At 65.9% G+C, this 16,719-nt stretch carries 18 protein-coding genes; 2 read left to right on the top strand and 16 right to left on the bottom strand.

The annotated features are described in order from the left end of the window. Positions 1–959 (top strand): ATP-binding cassette domain-containing protein (locus AC27KI_RS04575; RefSeq protein ID WP_487112772.1); only part of this gene is annotated, 959 nt, incomplete at its 5' end. 235 nt (positions 960–1,194) lie between these two features. On the opposite strand, the gene AC27KI_RS04570 is transcribed toward AC27KI_RS04575, so the two are convergent. The 9 genes from AC27KI_RS04570 to AC27KI_RS04530 all read right to left on the bottom strand — a co-directional run bounded on the left by AC27KI_RS04570 (position 1,195) and on the right by AC27KI_RS04530 (position 9,231). Continuing rightward, a complete protein-coding gene (locus tag AC27KI_RS04570) occupies positions 1,195–1,560 on the bottom strand; it encodes a DUF3085 domain-containing protein (protein ID WP_487112770.1) in 366 nt (121 codons plus the stop codon). A 74-nt stretch (positions 1,561–1,634) separates the two neighbouring features. Further along, positions 1,635–2,432: a GTPase gene (locus tag AC27KI_RS04565; protein WP_487088382.1), complete on the bottom strand. Its 798-nt coding sequence runs from the start codon at positions 2,430–2,432 to the stop codon at positions 1,635–1,637. Between the two features lie 294 nt (positions 2,433–2,726). Continuing rightward, positions 2,727–3,443 (bottom strand): DUF5983 family protein, encoded by a 717-nt coding sequence (locus AC27KI_RS04560; protein WP_487088392.1) that lies wholly within the window; start codon positions 3,441–3,443, stop codon positions 2,727–2,729. 220 nt (positions 3,444–3,663) lie between these two features. Continuing rightward, on the bottom strand, positions 3,664–4,056 hold the full coding sequence (locus AC27KI_RS04555) for a hypothetical protein (protein WP_487088380.1): 393 nt from the start codon (positions 4,054–4,056) through the stop codon (positions 3,664–3,666). Between the two features lie 25 nt (positions 4,057–4,081). Further along, complete coding sequence (locus AC27KI_RS04550) at positions 4,082–4,333, bottom strand: hypothetical protein (protein WP_487088378.1); 252 nt, start codon at positions 4,331–4,333, stop codon at positions 4,082–4,084. 806 nt (positions 4,334–5,139) lie between these two features. Beyond that, positions 5,140–7,182 carry a DNA topoisomerase III gene (locus tag AC27KI_RS04545; RefSeq protein WP_487088376.1) on the bottom strand — a complete coding sequence of 681 codons (2,043 nt, stop codon included), beginning with the start codon at positions 7,180–7,182 and terminating at the stop codon, positions 5,140–5,142. Between the two features lie 278 nt (positions 7,183–7,460). After that, on the bottom strand, positions 7,461–7,910 hold the full coding sequence (locus AC27KI_RS04540; RefSeq protein ID WP_487088374.1) for a single-stranded DNA-binding protein: 450 nt from the start codon (positions 7,908–7,910) through the stop codon (positions 7,461–7,463). Beyond that, positions 7,907–8,458: a DUF3158 family protein gene (locus AC27KI_RS04535; protein WP_487088372.1), complete on the bottom strand. Its 552-nt coding sequence runs from the start codon at positions 8,456–8,458 to the stop codon at positions 7,907–7,909. Before AC27KI_RS04535 ends, AC27KI_RS04540 begins: the two co-directional genes overlap by 4 nt. After that, positions 8,455–9,231, bottom strand: coding sequence for a PFL_4669 family integrating conjugative element protein (locus tag AC27KI_RS04530; protein WP_487088370.1), 777 nt, complete (start codon positions 9,229–9,231; stop codon positions 8,455–8,457). Before AC27KI_RS04530 ends, AC27KI_RS04535 begins: the two co-directional genes overlap by 4 nt. A gap of 209 nt (positions 9,232–9,440) precedes the next feature. Between AC27KI_RS04530 and AC27KI_RS04525 the strand changes: the two genes are divergently transcribed. Beyond that, complete coding sequence (locus AC27KI_RS04525; protein WP_487088368.1) at positions 9,441–10,655, top strand: phospholipase D-like domain-containing protein; 1,215 nt, start codon at positions 9,441–9,443, stop codon at positions 10,653–10,655. Positions 10,656–10,714: 59 nt separating this feature from the next. On the opposite strand, the gene AC27KI_RS04520 is transcribed toward AC27KI_RS04525, so the two are convergent. The 7 genes from AC27KI_RS04520 to AC27KI_RS04490 all read right to left on the bottom strand — a co-directional run bounded on the left by AC27KI_RS04520 (position 10,715) and on the right by AC27KI_RS04490 (position 16,455). After that, positions 10,715–11,950 carry an STY4528 family pathogenicity island replication protein gene (locus AC27KI_RS04520; RefSeq protein ID WP_487088366.1) on the bottom strand — a complete coding sequence of 412 codons (1,236 nt, stop codon included), beginning with the start codon at positions 11,948–11,950 and terminating at the stop codon, positions 10,715–10,717. Between the two features lie 3 nt (positions 11,951–11,953). Beyond that, positions 11,954–12,514, bottom strand: coding sequence for a DUF2857 domain-containing protein (locus AC27KI_RS04515; protein WP_487088364.1), 561 nt, complete (start codon positions 12,512–12,514; stop codon positions 11,954–11,956). Between the two features lie 13 nt (positions 12,515–12,527). Beyond that, positions 12,528–14,207, bottom strand: coding sequence for a ParB family protein (locus AC27KI_RS04510; RefSeq protein WP_487088362.1), 1,680 nt, complete (start codon positions 14,205–14,207; stop codon positions 12,528–12,530). Then, positions 14,200–14,463 (bottom strand): type II toxin-antitoxin system HicA family toxin, encoded by a 264-nt coding sequence (locus AC27KI_RS04505; protein WP_487088360.1) that lies wholly within the window; start codon positions 14,461–14,463, stop codon positions 14,200–14,202. The genes AC27KI_RS04510 and AC27KI_RS04505 overlap by 8 nt, the downstream gene beginning before the upstream one ends. After that, entirely contained in the window at positions 14,447–15,313 is an 867-nt protein-coding gene (locus tag AC27KI_RS04500; RefSeq protein WP_487088358.1) for a ParA family protein, read from the bottom strand. The genes AC27KI_RS04505 and AC27KI_RS04500 overlap by 17 nt, the downstream gene beginning before the upstream one ends. Positions 15,314–15,352: 39 nt before the next feature. Beyond that, positions 15,353–15,571, bottom strand: a complete 219-nt coding sequence (locus AC27KI_RS04495; RefSeq protein WP_487088356.1) for an AlpA family transcriptional regulator — start codon at positions 15,569–15,571, stop codon at positions 15,353–15,355. A 131-nt stretch (positions 15,572–15,702) separates the two neighbouring features. Then, entirely contained in the window at positions 15,703–16,455 is a 753-nt protein-coding gene (locus tag AC27KI_RS04490) for a hypothetical protein (protein ID WP_487112768.1), read from the bottom strand. Between the last annotated feature and the right edge of the window lie 264 nt (positions 16,456–16,719).

The following is a 16,719-nucleotide window of genomic DNA, read 5'->3' as shown; positions in this document are numbered from 1 at the left end:
CGGGCGGCATGGCGCAGCGCGCCGCGGCCACCGTCGCGCGCGCCGGTGGCGCACGCATCCTGCTGGTGGACGAGCCGACCAAGGGACTGGACGCCCGCTGGCGCCGGCACGCGGTCGAGATGCTGCAGGCCGTGCAGCGCGACGGCGGCTGCGTGGTGGTCATCACGCACGACCTGCGTGTCGCGCAGGCACTGGGCGGCCAGTTGATCGTGCTGCGCGCGGGCGAGGTGGTGGAACAAGGCGATGCGCGGGCCATCCTCGCGAATCCGCAGCATGCCTTCACGCGTCGACTCGTGGCGGCCGATCCGGCCCATTGGACGAAGCGCGCGCCAGCAGCGCCCGGTGCCGTGGTGGTGACTGCGCGGGGGCTCTCGAAGGGCTTCGGCAGCAAGGTGTTGTTCGAGGACATCGATCTTCGGCTGCGCGCCGGCGACCGCTTCGTGGTGCAGGGCCCCAGCGGCACGGGCAAAAGCACCTTGGGCAACGTGCTGCTGGGCTTGTTACCGGCCGACCGGGGCGAGGTGAGGCGGGCCGAAGGCCTGGCCCCGACCGCGCTGCAGAAGCTTTACCAGGATCCGGTCGCATCCTTCGCACCGAGGATCAGTCTGGAGCGCTCATTGCGCGATGTGGCGCAGCGCCATGGTTGCGGATGGCAGGACGTGCGACGACGGTTGGAGCGCCTGGCGGTGCCCGAAGACCTGCTTGCGCGCAAGCCGACCGAGGTGTCGGGGGGCGAACTGCAGCGGGTGGCCCTTGCGCGTGTGCTGACAGTGCAGCCGTCACTCCTGTTCGCCGACGAGCCCACTTCGCGGCTGGACCCGGTGTCGCAGCAGGAAGCCATGGCCGTGCTGCTCGATGCGGTGGAAGAAAGCGGCGCGGCGCTGATGCTCGTTACGCACGACGACGACATCGCCAGCGCTGTTGGAACTGCCTCCATTCGTTTGCGCGACGCTGCTTGACGCTGTGCAGCGATACTCGGTTGCAGAGTGGACCACTCAGTTCCGAGTTCGGATGGGATGCAGGTCGGTTACTCGATCTTGAACGGGTCTCGCATGCAGGCGTCTCCTGGCGGTTGCGCCGGCGGGTGCCGACGTGAGTGGCCCGAGCCGGGCTGGAGACGAGCGCGTGTATGCGGCCATGGGCCGCGCACCGGAAAAAGAGAAGCCCCCGTGAGGGGGCTGGGAAGCAGGACGCTCAGTGGCCGGCGGGCGCAGAGGGCATGGGCTGCATCGACAGGCGCGTGGCCGTGGCCGACACTTCGAGGTCGTCCTCGCTGTGCAGGATGCGGGTGAAGACCCGTTCCTGCAGGTCGAAGAACTCGCCGAAGTCGTCGCCGCCGAATTCGGCGCGCGCCAGTTCCCACCAGTCGTCGAACGCATCGACATCGGGGTTGCAGCCCACGGCATAGGCGATGGTCTTGCGCCGCCCATCGGGCCGGCTCTCGCCGCGCTCGGCCATGAAATACACGCCCTGGTCCTTGACCAGGATGACGCGGCACTGGTTGGCAGCCGCCTCGGAAAGCACGGGCCGAAGCTCGGTGCCTTTGAATCGAACAGTCATGGAAGTGGTCTCCAACGGTGAAGGAAGAAGGCTTCCCGCCGCGAGGACGGGAAGCCGCTTGGGGACGTGAGGGCTCAGTGCTGGACGGGCTTGCGACCGTACAGACGCTGCACGCGGATGAGGCGCCAGCTCCCGTCGTCGATCAGCAGTTCCAGCACCTGGCCCAAGGTGTCGAAGAACACTTCATCGACCCGCTCGACCAGTTCGCCGTCGCGGTGAAGTTCCACCGCGTAGGTGTCGAGGCCGCGCTCGTAGAGCACGGTGACGCGCCCGTGGAACTTCGCCGAGGCGACGGTGAAGCCGATGGCCGGCGGCGTGGCGATGATGTTGCGGGGGCTCGGATCGACCACCGTGAAGTCCCGCGCGCCGGCATCCACCAGCAGGTGCGTGATGCGGCGGAAGCCATCGGGCGCGGGCAACTGCTCCAGTTGGTGGATCAGCTCCTGCAACTCGGGGCACTGCGGCTCGGCGATCGGCAGCTTGGCAGGCGCCGAACCCAGGATGAACCGTTTCACCGTGTACGGCTGGCCGTTGGCGGTGAACTCGGTGCTCTCCTCGGGCGTGTCCGCGCGCAGTCCGTCGAAGCGGCGCCGCGCATAGGGCTCGACCTGCACCTTGGCGCCTTCGTCGGGCACGTCGATGACGAGTGCCTTGTCGATCACCGCGAACTCGGCCCGCCCCGTCTTGACGACGATGGCCTCGTCGGTGGTGGCAATGACCTTGCCCTCGAAGGGCTTGGGATCGATGTGGAAGCCCAGCGTCGAAACCTTGGGCTGGCCGTCGAAGATGTTGAACTTGAAGCTGCGGACGTTGGAAGGCACGTGGCCGCGAACCAGCGTCGGCATCTGTGCGCAGATGGCTTGGGTATCCATTGGGAGGCTCCTTGTGGCAATCCAAGGAACTCCCGCCCCGCAAGGGAGGTGTGTCCCTTGGGGGTGAGGTGGATGGACGCGCATGCGCCCGTGGAAGGAAAAGCAACCAGCACGGCGAACCGCGCCGCAGCCTCGAAGGTCTCGACTACCTGGGCATGCTTGCCGGCAACGCCAGCGAACATGCAAGCAGCGTGCGGCAGGCGTGGGCCAGCGTCGCGGGGGAATCGGCACTGCGCGGCCACCGGCTTCGTCCAGAAATGAAACGAGCCCCGCGTGGGGGCTCGAAAGGTGGTGTCAGTCGTCGTAGATCGGCAGGCCGTCCAGCACCTGCGCATCGGCATCGAAGACCAGCATGCGCACGTCGGCGAGCGCGGCCAGGTGCAGCACGTGCACGAGGGATTCCGGCATGCCCTTCTTGCGATGCTCCTGCTTCAGCCGCTTGGCCGTTATGCCTTCGACCGCGCGCAGGTTCTCGTCGGTCCAGGGCGTGGCGATCAGCTTCAGCCCAATGGCCGGGCTGTAAGGGATGCGGAAGGCGACGAACAGGAACAGCGTCGGCGTGGCGATGTCCGCCAGTTCGGCGAGGAAGCGATGTGCGTCGGTGTCGAGGTGCGCGCTGCTGATTTCCCAGCACCGGCTGTAGTAGCCGGTTTCATAGCGCAGGCGCCGCACGACTTCCCGCGCCGCTTCCTCGGAGTAGGTATCGCCCACGTGTAGCGGCTTGCCATAGTCCTCGGCCATCACGGCGTAGACCACGTTGCGGGCGAGCCCGTGGCTGCGGCATTGCGCTTGCAGCTCGTCGGGGACCGCCTGGTCCTCGGTGATCAGCACGAAGCCGTCCGAGAAGATGCAGGGCCGCCGTTCGACCTGGCTGTCCGGCAGATTCGACTGCGAGGGATGCAGCGGCAGGTAGGTCAGCGGGCAATCGTCGTCGTAGGAGATGGCGATCAGCCGCTGCACGGACAGGCCGTCGTAACCACGGACAAAGGGATTGTTGTTTGAGTAGGACATGGGATTTCTCCAGCAGAGGATGGCCGAGGCAATCCCCTGCTGGGGATTGAACCCCAGCGGGTGGAAAGACGTGACGCGGCGGCCCGCCGGTGAGCGGCGGGAGAAACTGCCGTTCGATTGGGCGGGCGTGCCCTGAAAAGAAAGAGGAACATGGCCGCGTATGCGGCGCATGTCCCTCGTCGGGGGCGAGGATGGAGGCGTTGGTGCGCCGCAGCGCAGCTCACCAGCCGTTGTAGTTCAGCGTCAGGTCGGCGATGACCTTGCGCCGCTCCAGGTCGAGGCCGCCCAGGTCGGACAGACCCTCGAAGCCGCAACGCTTGAGCATCGCGCCGCCCTCGCGGGCGTTGTAGAAGCTCGCCATCGCGGACAGGAACATCCGCTGGCCGCTGCTCAGGACGCCGAGGGCGTCGTTGAGCATCAGCAGCTTCGGCCGCAGATCCCACTTGGTGGTGGCACGCTGCAGGCCCTCGCGGGTTCCGTCGCCGAACCATTCGGCTCCGGCGATGTGGACGCCGCGTTTCCACGCCTCGAAGAAGGCTTGGGGCGCGGCGGCGAAGTGCTGGTGTTCCAGCTCGATCTGATCAAGTACCTCTTGAGGCAGGGCACGGTTCATGACATGGGCTCCTGGTGGTTGGACATCACGGGTGGAGGCGCTGCTGCCAGCGGCCCGTTTGCAGGGCGTGCTCGGCGGCGTGGAGCGACCGGAAGTAGCTGACCGACTCGCGCGAGACGGGACCGTCCGCGTCGGCGGTGCCGGTGTAGTGGCCGGCCGCGCTGCACAGCACCTGCAGGGACAGGCGCTTGCCGACGTAGGCCAGGGCCTGGTGGCCGATGGATTCGGCGCGGGCCTGTTCAGCACTCAAAGGTGCCGATGCGAACGCAAGGGACATGGGTTTCTCCTGGTGGTTGAAGACCGGGAGCACCACGCCCTGACGGGAGCGGAAGACTCCCGAGGGGTTGAACATCGAAAGCACCCGCGTCATGGCGACGTGCGTCCGCGGTGGTCGGTGCGAAGCGGACTGGATCGGTCAACGCGGCGAGGCGCGTTGCAGCCTTGAAGACCGGGACTGCCAGGGCATGGTGATGACGACCGTCAGCGACACATGCGGGAAGGATGGAAGCGCGGCAGCGCCCCGTCGCCGATCAAACGGAACCGCATGCCGTCCGGTTTGGCCTGGGCGCTGCTGCCCGCGGCGATGCACGATCCGTCTGCCCACGACAAAGGAGCCGAAGTCCCAAAGGACTTCGGCTGGAGAGGAATCAATCCACCTGTGGGCTGCAAGCAGGCCAGGCCGTCGTCAAAGCCATTCGCTGCGTCAGCAATCTCACCCGGCCCGTTTCGTGGCTGGGGCCGGCATCCTCTGGCATGTATCCACACACAAAGGGAGCCCGTTGTTCCGCCAGCGGGCACCGGCACAGAATACCGTCGACCGCAAGCGGTCTCCTGGCACCTCGAAGCCTTGCGGGCCAAGGCGTCAGGAGACCGTTCGCGGATGGACGGAAACACCTCGATCAACGGAACCGCGATGAGCGCGATTCGATGGAGCAATGACCTTCTCGCCCTGCCAGACGTGATCGGCCTGTGCAGGACGCGCACACCGTTGCAGAAGGGAACGCGCGCTGGGGAGTCCCGCGGGGCGCGGGAGGTTTGCCCCGCCGTCGGCAGCAGCCGGCGTGGCAGAGGGAGACGTGGGCGTCAGTTCGCCCTGGGGCGCCGACGCGGTGTGCCGGATGTGTGGCCGGAAGTACGGTTGGACGGGCCGCACTTGGCTGCCGCGGCGTCTTCGACCGGCTGCGTGCCCTTGCAGTCCGGGTAACGGCTGCAAGACCAGAACGCGCCGCTCTTGCCGGTGCGTTGGCGCATCGGGGCGCCGCACTGCAGGCAGCTCGGTGCGGGCGGCAGCTTGATGGCGAGCGTGACGCCGCGGTACTGCTGCACGAGCTGGGCGACCCAGCTCGACTGCTTGGCGATGAAGGTGTCCAGCGTCATCTGCCCGGCCTCAATCATGTCCAGCGCCTGCTCCCACACCGCCGTGGTGCCCGGGTCGGCGATGGCCACTGGCACAGCGTCGATCAACGTGAAGGCGGCATCCGACGCGCGGATGGCCCGGCCTTTCTTCAACAGATAACCGCGGGCCAACAGCCCGCTGATGATGTTGGCGCGCGTGGCCTCGGTGCCGATGCCCGTGGTGTCCTTGAGCTTCTGCTTCAGGCGCGGGTCGGTCACGAGCTTGGCGACGCCCTTCATGGCTTTGACCAGCTCGCCCTGCGTGTAGGGCTTGGGCGGTAGCGTCTTCAACGCCTTCAGTTCGACCTGGCCGACCTGGCAGGCTGCTCCAGCACGCAGCGCCGGCAGCACCTGGCCGCGCTGTGCGTCCTCGCCGTCACCGTCCTCGGGCTCCGGCGCCGCCAGTACCTGGCGCCATCCGGCCACCGCGATCTGCTTGCCGACCGCCACCAGCGACTGCCCACCGCATGTGAGCTGCGCCACCGTCCGGTCGAACTCGTGATGCGGCAGAAACTGCGCGAGGTAGTGGGCGCGGATCAACCGATAGACGGCCAGTTCCTTCTCGCTCATCGCCGAGAGATTGGCCGGTTCCAGCGTCGGAATGATGCCGTGGTGCGCCGTGACTTTGCCGTCGTTCCAGGCCCGCGAACGCTGCTGGCGATCCAGGCGGTCGATCAGCGGCCGCAGGCTGGGATCGGTCTTGGCCAGGCTGTCGAGGACGGCTGGCACCTCGGCCAGCATGCTCTCGGGCAGGTATCCCGAATCCGAGCGCGGATAGGTGGTCGCCTTGTGCGTCTCGTACAGCGATTGCGCGATGTCCAGCGTCTCCTGCACGTCGAGGCCCAACTGCTTCGAGCACACCTCCTGCAGCGTGCCGAGATCGAACGGCAGCGGCGGCCCTTCGCGCACGCGCTCTGTCTCCACCGACAGCACCTGGGCGGCGCCGGCCGCGCGCAGGCGTTCGGCCGCTTGCTGCGCCACCGGCTGCTGCAGGCAGCGGCCGGCGTCGTTGGTGCTGCTCTGCGGCGGCATCCAGCTTGCGACGAAGGACTGGCCTGCATGCGAGAGCGCAACCTCGATGGCCCAGAACGGCACCGAGACGAAGCGTGCGATCTCACGATCACGGTCCACGACCAGCTTGAGCGTTGGCGTCTGCACGCGCCCGACCGACAGCACGCCGTTGTAGCCGGCCTGGCGACCCAGCAGCGTGAACAGGCGGCTCAGGTTCATCCCGATCAGCCAGTCAGCACGCGATCGGGCGAGCGCGGAGAAGTACAGCGGCAGCGTTTCGGCGGATGGCTTGAGTGCACCCAGCGCCTTGCGGATCGACGCATCGTTGAGCGCCGACAGCCACAGCCGCTGGATCGGGCCGCGGTAGTCGCACAGCTCGATGATCTCGCGGGCGATCATCTCGCCCTCGCGGTCGGCGTCGGTAGCGATCACCAGCTCGCCTGCCTTGGCGACTAGCTGCTGCACGACCTTGAACTGCCCCGCGGTCGCCGCCTTGGGCTCGACACGCCAGCGCTCGGGAACAATGGGCAGTTGTTCGATGGCCCAGCGCTTGTACAGCTCGCCGTAGCCTTCGGGCGGAACCGCCTCGACCAGATGACCGATGCACCAGGTCACGACGACACCGGAACCGCTGTAGCAGCCGTTGCCGCGTTGACCGGCGCCCAGCACACGGGCGATGTCCTTGCCCTGGGATGGCTTCTCGCACAGGAACACGCGCATGCAGCCTCCATGGAAGTGTGCGGTTCATCGGATGGCCCCAGCTTGGCCGGGCCAGAGGATGACGGCAGCAGGGAAGCCGATCGGCGCAGACACCGCTTTGTGATCGGCAGGTGATGCGTTGCCGTAGCGGCATGCGCGGCACTGCAACGGCTGGCGCAGTGGGAGCGTCGTTTCAGGAGGGCGGCTGGAATTCGGTGGAACACCCTGGAGCTATCCCCTGGGAATAGCTGGTGCATGGCGGGCGTCTGACGGTTGCTACAGCCGCCCACTGCGGGGAATCAGCCCCTGACCTTGGCTTCCTTCGGCACCTTCGTCCCCTTGGTTTCCTTCGGCGGCGGTACTTCCGCCTCGGGTTCCAGCATCCTGGAGCCGAGGGTCACGGCCTGGAGGCGGTACGGCAGGATGCCCACGCGCCGAGCCTCGATCTTGAAGGTCGTGCGCTCGTTGTCGTCGGCGTCCTCCCACTCGTCCTTCACGGTCCGGCCTTCCACCAGCACGCGCATGCCTTTCTGGTACAGGTCTTTCCAGTGGTCGGCGTCGCGATGCCACAGCTCCACCGGCGCCCAGAAGCCGCCGCGGTCCTCGAACTCGCCGTCCTTCTTCGGGATCGGGTTGTCGAAGTAGACGTTCAGGCGCAACAGCCGGCGCGGCTCGTCGTTGCCGTTGGGGAATTCGCGGTAGTCCGGCGCAGAACCGATGTTGCCCTCGCCGACGAAGTGCGTGCTCATGGTGACTCCTTGGGGGTGGCGGATGGAACGGACGCGGCATGCCCGTGGACACGCCGCAGGTAAGCCGCTTCGGCCTGCGCGGCCTTGCTGGCGCACTCCTGGGCTTGGCGGCCCAGCGTGTGAAGGAGGCTGATCTGCATGTTCAGCGCGATGCGCTGCAGCTCCATCGCGTAGAGGTCATCGATCAGCGAGGCCGGCGTCGCCGGGCGGTCGAGCAGCGACTCCCACAGCGCCACGCCCATCGAGGAACGATCGTGGTTGCGCCAACGCAGGAACGTCGTGCCTGCGCCAGTGGTCTGCTGGGCCAGTTGCACGTCGAGCAGGGTGAAGGGATAGGCCCGCGCCTGTTGCAGTACGCGACGCTGTGCCAGCGCGATTAAGTCGTCGCGCAGCGACGTGCATTGGTTGGCCCAGGTCTCCAGACTCCCCTTACCTTTAAATGGCTGTAAAAGGCCTTTTAGGTAGGGGCCGTGTTCCAGGCGCTGGAAGTCCGCCTGTTCCAACGGCAGGAAGCGCGTCGGTTGGCCGGTGGTAGACGATGCCGTCATGCCTTGGCGCCTTCGCTGCCATGGTCGTCGTCGCCCGCCACATCCGCTGCGCCAGCGACGGGCGCGGCCTCAGCGGCTGCACCAGGCTTGCCTGCCCGCCGCGCGATCGGTGGCGCAAAGCGCGAGCGGCGCGCGCCTTCGAGCACGTCCTGCGGCAGCTCGCCGAACTTCTCCAGCGCCGCCCGCGCCACCGCGTTCTTCGAGGCGAAGTCGTCGCGCGTCGCGCCAGAGTAGCGGTACTGCTGTGCCAGCGAGAACAGGCTGCGCAGCGCATGCGCGCCGCCGTTGAGCCAGCGTTCCAACGTACTGCGGTCGATCAGTGCGGTGTGGTGGGCAAGGATCAGCCTGCGCGCCAGGTCGTCATAGTCCGCCAGCAGGTACACCGCCATGAAGCCGAGCTGCGCGTTGACGAACAGCGGCAGCTTCACCGGCTGCACGTTCATGTTCTCGCCCAGGGAGAGCGCGGGCGGCACGTCGGCCAATGCCTGGTCCACCTGCTCGCGCAGCGCCTGCAAGCTAGCCTTGGTCTGCGTCAGCTTGTCCTCGATGCGCAGCATCCAGAAATCCGAGTAAGGATCGTCCTGCTCGGCACCGCGCTTCATCTTGTTCATCACGCTGATGTAGCCGTTGAGGCCGATGATGCCGGGTCGGCCCTCGGCGGGCGCTCTGCCATGCCAGATGCGCGACGCGTGGTGGGTGTGCAGCGTCAGCGACATCGCGCTGCGCAGCGATCCGAGGTTCAACTGCAAGGGCTGCTGGGATTCGTTGGCCATGGTGACGGCTCGCTGTAAAGGAACGAGACGCGAGCATCGGCATCGCCCGGAAGGGCGTCAGTCAACAAACCGCAATCACGCCGCTCCTGGTTTCCAGTCGAGGGAAGGGAAGCTGTGCCTGCTATCCCCTGGGGATAGATTTCCGGCGGCAGAAGACCAAGCCGGCAGTCAGAACAGGACAATGTCTTGCATTCAAGAGGGGGCAAACGATGAAGGATGGGACGACCGTTCAGCTGCTGGTGAACGAGGAACGTGGGCACGGCGATAAACTCGTGAAACTGCTGAAGCAGGCAGAGCGCCTGGAATGCTTGGTGGCCTTTGCGAAGGCATCGGCGCTGAACGGGCTGCTGAAGTCGCTGCGCAAGGCGCTTGAGCTCGGACTGGAAGCCCGATTTGCAATCGGCCTCGATTTCTATCTGACCGAGCCCGTCGTGCTCCGAAAGCTGCTGGAGCTGACCAAAGAACACGCGCTCAAGCTGTACCTCAGTGATTCCAGCGAGACATTCCATCCGAAGATCTACGCCTTTCAGCACAGCACGGGCTGCTCGGTGATCGTTGGTTCGGCCAACTTTACGCATGGAGGCCTCTACGGCAACTACGAGGCATCAGCCTTGGTCGGGGGCACGAGCGGCACGCTGATGGCCTCGGTGACTCAGCATTTCGACGCTCTGATCGATGACGAAATCATCGTCCCGGCTACCAGGGACCGCATTGACGCCTATGAACGGGAGTACGTCATCCACGACATCTTCCGAAAGGTGGCCAAGAAGCGTGCGCAGAAGGCAAGCAGCGCGATTGGCCCGAACTTCACGACGTTGGCCGGCATTCTGGAGTTGATGAAAAGCGATGATTCAGAACATGGCTTCGCGGAACAGAAGACCCTACGAAAGGGCAACCTTCGCCAGGCAAGGCGGATGTTGGAGGAATGGGCCGCCGCGCGTGGGAATGCGAGTCATGGGTTCCTGGCTCGATTTGAAGCGCTGATCAGCCTGCTGCATTCCGGTGGGTTGCATCGCGGCAAGAACCGCATTGCGGAGCATCCAGGTCAGTTCGTAGCAGCGGTGAGAGACATCGTGGGCCAAGGCACTCTCCCACCTGGAGATGCCTTTGCAGTTCTTCATGCGCACTTTGAGCACATCCCGCGAGCAGGCATCAACCTATTGACCGAGGTGCTGCACGCACTCGACAGCAAGCGATTCGCGGTGATGAACCAGAACGCGGTGTCGGGGCTGGCCTTGGCCGGGATCAGGGCATATCCCCTCCATCCGAACAAGCAAAACGTCGGTCCCAACGACTACGCAAGGTATTGCCAGCATGCCGACGAAGTGCGACAGGCGCTTGGCCTGGCCGACTTCACAGAACTAGATGCACTGTTCAACTATGCGTATTGGGGCGAATCCGCGGAAGATCTGGCGGGAGATTGACGGGACGGACTTGCGGAAGAGAGGCTGTCCCAACTATCCCCTGGGGATAGCGCAGACGGTCAAGGGCGGCGGAGGTTGGATCGAATCTGTGCCAAGTAGGCGCGCGCCACCTCGGGATCGGCGGGACGGGACTCGGCAGTAGGTGGGGCGTGTGCCGGTGCAGGTGTTCGAGCGACTAGTGGCGCTGCGCCGTTGTCACCTGCCCAAGCCTTGAACTCGCCGCGGATCGCCTTCTGGATGATGCCGAACAGGTAGCCTGCCGGGTTGCGCACCGCGCTGTTGCGACAGCGCGCATCCCATTCGTCCAGCACCGCCTGCCGCAGCGACTCGTCCACCTGCTGCAAGGCCACCATCGCGCCGCTTTGCTGTTCGTCCTTCAAGCGCAGCAGGCGCTCGGGCAGGCGCAGGTGCTGCAACGCCTTCGCGCGCGGTACTGTACGTACTTCAGCATGATTTTCTTTACGTACTGTACGGCCCTCCTTCGGATTCCGAAGTGAGCCGTCTGGCGCGGGGTTCGGCCTTGCTTCGGAATCCGAAGACGGGCCGTCGAGATTCCGAAGTAGGCCGTCCTGGCCTTCTTCGGATTCGTGATCCACAGGCTCTTGTGGATAACTCGCATCGACCCATTCGTTGCGGGCCATGCGTTGTGCCAGCACCTGCAGGCGCGTGGGCAGCGTGCGGCCATTGAGCATCGAGTCTTCGGCGATCTCGCGCAGGGTGTTCGCACCGACGATCTGCACCGCCTTCGCGGCATGGGTCAGCGCCTGGCTGACCAAGCCCAGGTAGTCGGGGTCGAGCTGCATCGCCTCGAAGGGTGTCAGCGGTTCGTCGTGCAGCACGTAGAGATTGCCCAGGATGCGCCCGGTCTTCGGGTCGCGGCGCCGTCGCACCAGGCTCAGCCAGCGCGTCAGCCGCAGCAACGTCAAGGCGCGCGCCACGGTCTCGTGCGAGGCCTGTGCCGCGCAGGGCATTGAGGCAAGGAAGGGCCGGAGCTGGTCGTAGGTCGGCAAAGCCGTCACGCCGTCGCTCTGGAGCTGCAGGCGGAACACCTGCCAAGCGTTGCGCTCCAGCGGCGTCAGGCGACGGTCGAGGAACAGCGCGCGCGGCACGCTCTCGTGCCGGTTGCCGCTGTACAGGAAAACGTCGCTGACCGGCGCGGCCTGCGCCGCAGGGGCAGTGCCGCGCGGGGCTGGCGATGCCGATAGTGTCGGGGGCACCAGTTCGCGCAGCGCGTCGTCGAACAGTTCCGACAACGCCACGGGGCCATCGCGCCGGGGTGCGCCGCAGGTCGCCATGGCCTACACCAGCCCCTGATCAATCCAGTTGCGTATCGCCGACCAGATCACCGACATCGGCAGGGTCAGGGTCTCGGCCAGGTCCATGGTCAGCGCCAGCATCGCCACCTCGTCGTCCAGCGCGACTCCGCGCTCCGTGACGCCGGCCTTCCAGTGCTTCCACAACGCCGTGTCCTGCGCCTCGTCCAGCACTGGATGCCGCCCCTTGCGTTTGGGCAGGCCGAGGATGTCGCGGCGCAGTGCCACCTCCTGGTGCGTCAGGCCGTAGAAGCGGCTGACCATCTCGGTGCTGGCGCCCAGGCGCAGCATGCGGTCAACCGTGGCGATCTCGCGTTCCACGTCGTGCACCTGGCTCAGCAATCGCTTGAGCACCTCGCGGTTGACCGACACCGAGCACCACGAGACCGTGGCATTGACCAGCATGCTCACGAGTTCGGGATGCTTCAGCGCATCGAGTTCCTCCTCGCCGAAGCCCATCTCCTTGCAGCGTCGCAGTTGCCCGTTGCGCAGGTCGTGCAGCGCCTGCGCGATCACGGCCTGGTTAAGCGGGTGCGGTGCGGACATGGCTGGTCTCCGCTCAGGCGCCAGGGGCATTGGCGCCCGCGCCGGCTTCCAGATCCAAAAGCCGACGCGCCAGGCGCAGCATGCGGAACAGTTTGACCAGCCCAGCGTCGCTCAGGCGCGGATAGGCACCGCCGCCATACAGCAAGGGCGCCAGGTCATCGGCCAGCCGGGCGTGATCGAGCCCGGCCACGGCATGGGCGGCGCTCAGCGCTTGCAACAGCGTCAGCACCGCCCTCGCGAACGGCGGCATCGCGCGCGCACCCGGCGGGGTCACGCAGACGAATCCAACGCCGCCGTCGCTGGGCTCGACCTTCTCGGCCACGCCGGCTTCCTCGGCAATCTCACGCGCGAACTGCGCGATGTGCACGCGCAGCCGATCCGGCACGTCCAGGCCGGGCTCGATGTACCAGACGTCTGAGATGGGGTAGAGCCCACCGGCCTGCACAGGGATCGCGCGCAGCGCGTCAGCCTCGAAGTCGGGCAGCTGGTCTCCCATCTGGTCGGCGACCATGCGCTGGATGGATTGCAAACGCTCGGTGGTCGGCGCTGGCGACACGATGTGGCCCTGCAGGCGTTCATCGCGCCGGTCGTCGCCACTCTGTTCGCTCTCGGCGCCAACCATTGATGCAGCAGCGCTTGCGCCCGTCGTAGCGGGCGAACCGAACTCCGACGACTGCATTGATGGGCTAACCAGTGACGATGGCGGCGACGGCCGCTGCGGCTCGGGCGCAGGTGCGGCCGACGCCGATAGTGCTGGCCTTGCCGCTGGTGGGGTTGGATCGCTGGTCAGCGCACGCTGCCGGCTCTCCGTGTCGTCGATCTCCAGGGTCAGCGTGTCGTAGTCCGCTTCCAGCAGCTCGGCCATCTGGCCTACCAGCTCGTCCTGCACCCGCTGCGGCGAGAAATTGTCGGGGTGCGCATCAAACTGCGCAAGCACGTCCTGGAACAGCGTGGCGAAGTCCACCGACAGGCTGCTGCCCAGCACACGCCGCTCCCAGGTTCGCTCGCAGGCCTTGCGCAGCACTGCGAGCCGTTCAACCTGGTGGCGGCCGAGCCCGCCGTACAACAGGTTCGGGATCGCCGGCAGCAGGTAGTGCACCGCATCCTGCATGCGGCTGATGTGCGACTGTGGCAGCGGGAAGCCATCGGCAGTGAGCCGGCGTGCCAGCTCGCTCTGCGACAGTGGCTGGCCGCTGTCCCGCCCCATTTCATGTTCATAGAACTCGCGCGCCTTCTCCACGCCCAAGGCCCGCTCGATGAAGCTCAAGCCCCCGCGCAACTCGTTCTCGGCCAGGTGGCCGGTCAGCATCACCACCTCGCCGCGCTGGGGCCAAGGGCGGAACAGGCAGGGGATGCGGAAGAATCGCTCGTCCTTCGTCTCGCTCCACAGCTCGCGCAGAATGGCCAGGCGCGTGTTGCCGCCGTTGCGGATGATGAAGTGCGGCTCGCCGGGCCGGCGCGTGATCGCGGGCGGCGCGTCCAGCCCGCGCTCGCGGATGGACGCCTTGATGTCCTCGTAGGCCGGGTTGCGCGTCACGCGCGGGTCGTGGTCATACGGTCGCAATTGGTCCAGCGTCACGACCATCGGCGTGTCGGCGATCGGGTCGGTCAAGGCAGTGGCCGAGGGGACGCTGCGCTCGAAGCCCGAAGTGAGCAGCTTGGCCGCCATGTCCTGCGGTGTCATGTCAGCCATGGCCACGCTCCCGCAACGTTGCTTCAGACGCCTGCGCCTGCGCCTGACGGTCAGCGCGGCGAAGCTCCGCCCGGACATTGCGCTCTGCACGGTGGTCGCTTGCCGTCGAACTGGTGTAGATCGACGCGCAGCCCTGCTTGGTAAACAACAAATGCCCGCCGCGGGTGCGCACCACCGTCCAGCCCTCGCCCAGGGCGAACTCGATCAGCGCTCGCAGCCGCTTGTGGCCGCGCGCCAGGTCATGCGCTCTGGCCATGGCCGGCCCCTCCCGCGTGCTCTCGGCCGGTGACGAGCGCGAAGCGTTCCTGCCAGGCCGGGAACAGCTCGCCGGCCAGCGCGCGCATGGTCTCCAGTGCTGTAGGTGCCAATCGGCCCGCGGGCTGTCGATACTCGACCCGATGCACCGGCAGGCCGCGCGTCGCCGCGCGGGGATAGGCCTCGATCGCCGGTACGTCGGTATCGAGCACGCGCACGCCGGGCTGGCCCTGAAACACTTGCCGCAACGCCTGCTGGATCAGCCGGGCATTCGAGGACACCGGATGCACGCGGTTGATGAGCAGATTCAGCGGCGGCGGCTCGATGCCGAGGTGACGGTACGGTGCTATGTCCTCGATGAGCTGCAGGGTGCCTCGGCGCAGTTCGCGGGCCGCGAGGATTTCTGGCGTCACGGGTGACAGTGCCAGGTCCGAAGCCAACACCGCCATCTCCAGCAACACACTGCGCGCGCCCTGGGTGTCAATCAGCAGTAGGTCGTAGCGCGGCGCGAGCGTCGGCAGCAGATGGCGCAGCCGCAATCTGCCATCGGGCGCATGCAGCAGCAGCGTGTTGAGTTCGCCGCGGTCGTCGTTTGAGAGCACAAGGTCCAGCCCGGCGATGGCAGTGCGCGACACCAGTTGCTCGGCGCGCTGCTCGTTGTAGGCAAGCATCTCGTAGATCCCGGCCGGCGCGCGCTCTGTCAGCGTGAAGTAGCTAGACAGCGTGGGCTGCACGTCCAGGTCCAGCAGCAGTACGCGCAGCCCGGCGTCGGCGGCGAAGCCGCCCAGGTTGGCCGCCGTCGTGGTCTTGCCCACGCCACCCTTGGTCGAAATGATGGATACGACCTGCATGGGCTTCTCCCGTTTAATTCGCATGTGCCGGACGAGGCGTCACGCGCGCTCGCTGAGGCGATCAGCAATCCATTGCTCGATCTCCACCGAGTCCCAACCCACAGCACGCACGCCCAGGCGCAGTGCCTTGGGGAACTTGCCTTCCTTCATGAGGCTGTAGATGTGGGCGCGCTTGAAGCCGGTCTTGGCCTCGACTTCGGCGCGGCGCATGATGCGGTGCTCTGCCGGCGGGACCGGCGCGATGGTCTGCGAAGACATTAGAGACACTCCTTGACGCTCATTGGCGTTGTTCGGAAAGTGCCTCGATTCAACCGATCTCGGCCGTGCCGGTCACTGCAATCGCAGAAAGCGAATCTGCCATTGCACCCTTGCATGGAGGTACGCCAAGCCTACGCAGACAGGTGACGCCTGGCGGCCGAGAGCTTGGACCACAAAGTCCGTTCGCTTATGCCAGGCTTCTCGCCGTAGTGCGCTACCAGGGCGTTGATCACCGCATCCAGTGTTTCAAACGACGAATACGGCACGCCACCCGGCGACCTTCCCAGCAACAACGTCAACAGCCCGCCCACGATGTTCAGATAGGTCGATTCGCTTCGTGAGCCCGGCGCTCCCGATTGCTTCTCACGCTCCAGCCGGGCTTGATGCTCTTGGCTGAGCAACTGGAACTGCGAGTAGAGCGCGTCCCACGCTTGTACCCGGTCAGCGAGTTGCAGCTTCAAGGCCTCGCGGTCCGTGATGAGAACCTGAACAGACTCCAAGCTCACACCGGGATGCAAGTGCCGCTCGAACGCGTCGAAAAGGAAGGCGGGACGTTCCTCAGGATAGAAGCGCATCATCCACGCCTTCAGATCGACGTGCCGAATCGTCAGATCAGGGGCGTCGAGCAAAGCCGGATCGTTGCTCGTGATGCCGTCCCTTCCATATGGAAGGTCGAAGTGCACCAATGCGTCGTGAAGGCGTCCCGCACAGAGGCTCAATCGTGGCCATTGATCCAAAACCCGATGAGCGGTGCGCCATTGCCGGTTCCCAACTAACTCCAGGATGCGGGTTTCGATGCGAGCTACATTTGCCCAGCGGATCGCGGCGTCGATGGGGGTGTAGAACACCTTAGCGTGGCGCTCGATGGATGTTGTTTTTCGCATGCGGACTCCCTGTAGTTCAAGGGCACTCAGGACATCTGTGTTCCTATGTTGGTGAGATGTAGCTTTCGAACCTTGCTGCTAGGCGCGGGCCGGTGACGGCCTGGTTGACGAGGCCGCAGGCGATCCAGTGCTCGGCTCGCAGGCACTTCGGTCATTGGTGCGCGAACGTCAACACCGAGTGTTTGAATGAAGCTATGCTTCAAAATGTTTCTTGCTTATCTGGCAATCAGGCTCGAATAGAGCTTTTTCCTCTGCTGGCACGCA

Source organism: Acidovorax sp. KPB24-03 (genome assembly GCF_057546605.1).
The sequence above is the reverse complement of the archived record's forward strand: the minus strand, read 5'-3'. Positions and strand labels throughout refer to the sequence as shown.

Coding starts and splice junctions, on each gene's coding strand:
- AC27KI_RS04570 (WP_487112770.1), bottom strand. CDS start 1,560: ATGACTGTTCGATTCAAAGGCACCGAGCTTCGGCCCGTGCTTTCCGAG.
- AC27KI_RS04565 (WP_487088382.1), bottom strand. CDS start 2,432: ATGGATACCCAAGCCATCTGCGCACAGATGCCGACGCTGGTTCGCGGC.
- AC27KI_RS04560 (WP_487088392.1), bottom strand. CDS start 3,443: ATGTCCTACTCAAACAACAATCCCTTTGTCCGTGGTTACGACGGCCTG.
- AC27KI_RS04555 (WP_487088380.1), bottom strand. CDS start 4,056: ATGAACCGTGCCCTGCCTCAAGAGGTACTTGATCAGATCGAGCTGGAA.
- AC27KI_RS04550 (WP_487088378.1), bottom strand. CDS start 4,333: ATGTCCCTTGCGTTCGCATCGGCACCTTTGAGTGCTGAACAGGCCCGC.
- AC27KI_RS04545 (WP_487088376.1), bottom strand. CDS start 7,182: ATGCGCGTGTTCCTGTGCGAGAAGCCATCCCAGGGCAAGGACATCGCC.
- AC27KI_RS04540 (WP_487088374.1), bottom strand. CDS start 7,910: ATGAGCACGCACTTCGTCGGCGAGGGCAACATCGGTTCTGCGCCGGAC.
- AC27KI_RS04535 (WP_487088372.1), bottom strand. CDS start 8,458: ATGACGGCATCGTCTACCACCGGCCAACCGACGCGCTTCCTGCCGTTG.
- AC27KI_RS04530 (WP_487088370.1), bottom strand. CDS start 9,231: ATGGCCAACGAATCCCAGCAGCCCTTGCAGTTGAACCTCGGATCGCTG.
- AC27KI_RS04525 (WP_487088368.1), top strand. CDS start 9,441: ATGAAGGATGGGACGACCGTTCAGCTGCTGGTGAACGAGGAACGTGGG.
- AC27KI_RS04520 (WP_487088366.1), bottom strand. CDS start 11,950: ATGGCGACCTGCGGCGCACCCCGGCGCGATGGCCCCGTGGCGTTGTCG.
- AC27KI_RS04515 (WP_487088364.1), bottom strand. CDS start 12,514: ATGTCCGCACCGCACCCGCTTAACCAGGCCGTGATCGCGCAGGCGCTG.
- AC27KI_RS04510 (WP_487088362.1), bottom strand. CDS start 14,207: ATGGCTGACATGACACCGCAGGACATGGCGGCCAAGCTGCTCACTTCG.
- AC27KI_RS04505 (WP_487088360.1), bottom strand. CDS start 14,463: ATGGCCAGAGCGCATGACCTGGCGCGCGGCCACAAGCGGCTGCGAGCG.
- AC27KI_RS04500 (WP_487088358.1), bottom strand. CDS start 15,313: ATGCAGGTCGTATCCATCATTTCGACCAAGGGTGGCGTGGGCAAGACC.
- AC27KI_RS04495 (WP_487088356.1), bottom strand. CDS start 15,571: ATGTCTTCGCAGACCATCGCGCCGGTCCCGCCGGCAGAGCACCGCATC.
- AC27KI_RS04490 (WP_487112768.1), bottom strand. CDS start 16,455: ATGCGAAAAACAACATCCATCGAGCGCCACGCTAAGGTGTTCTACACC.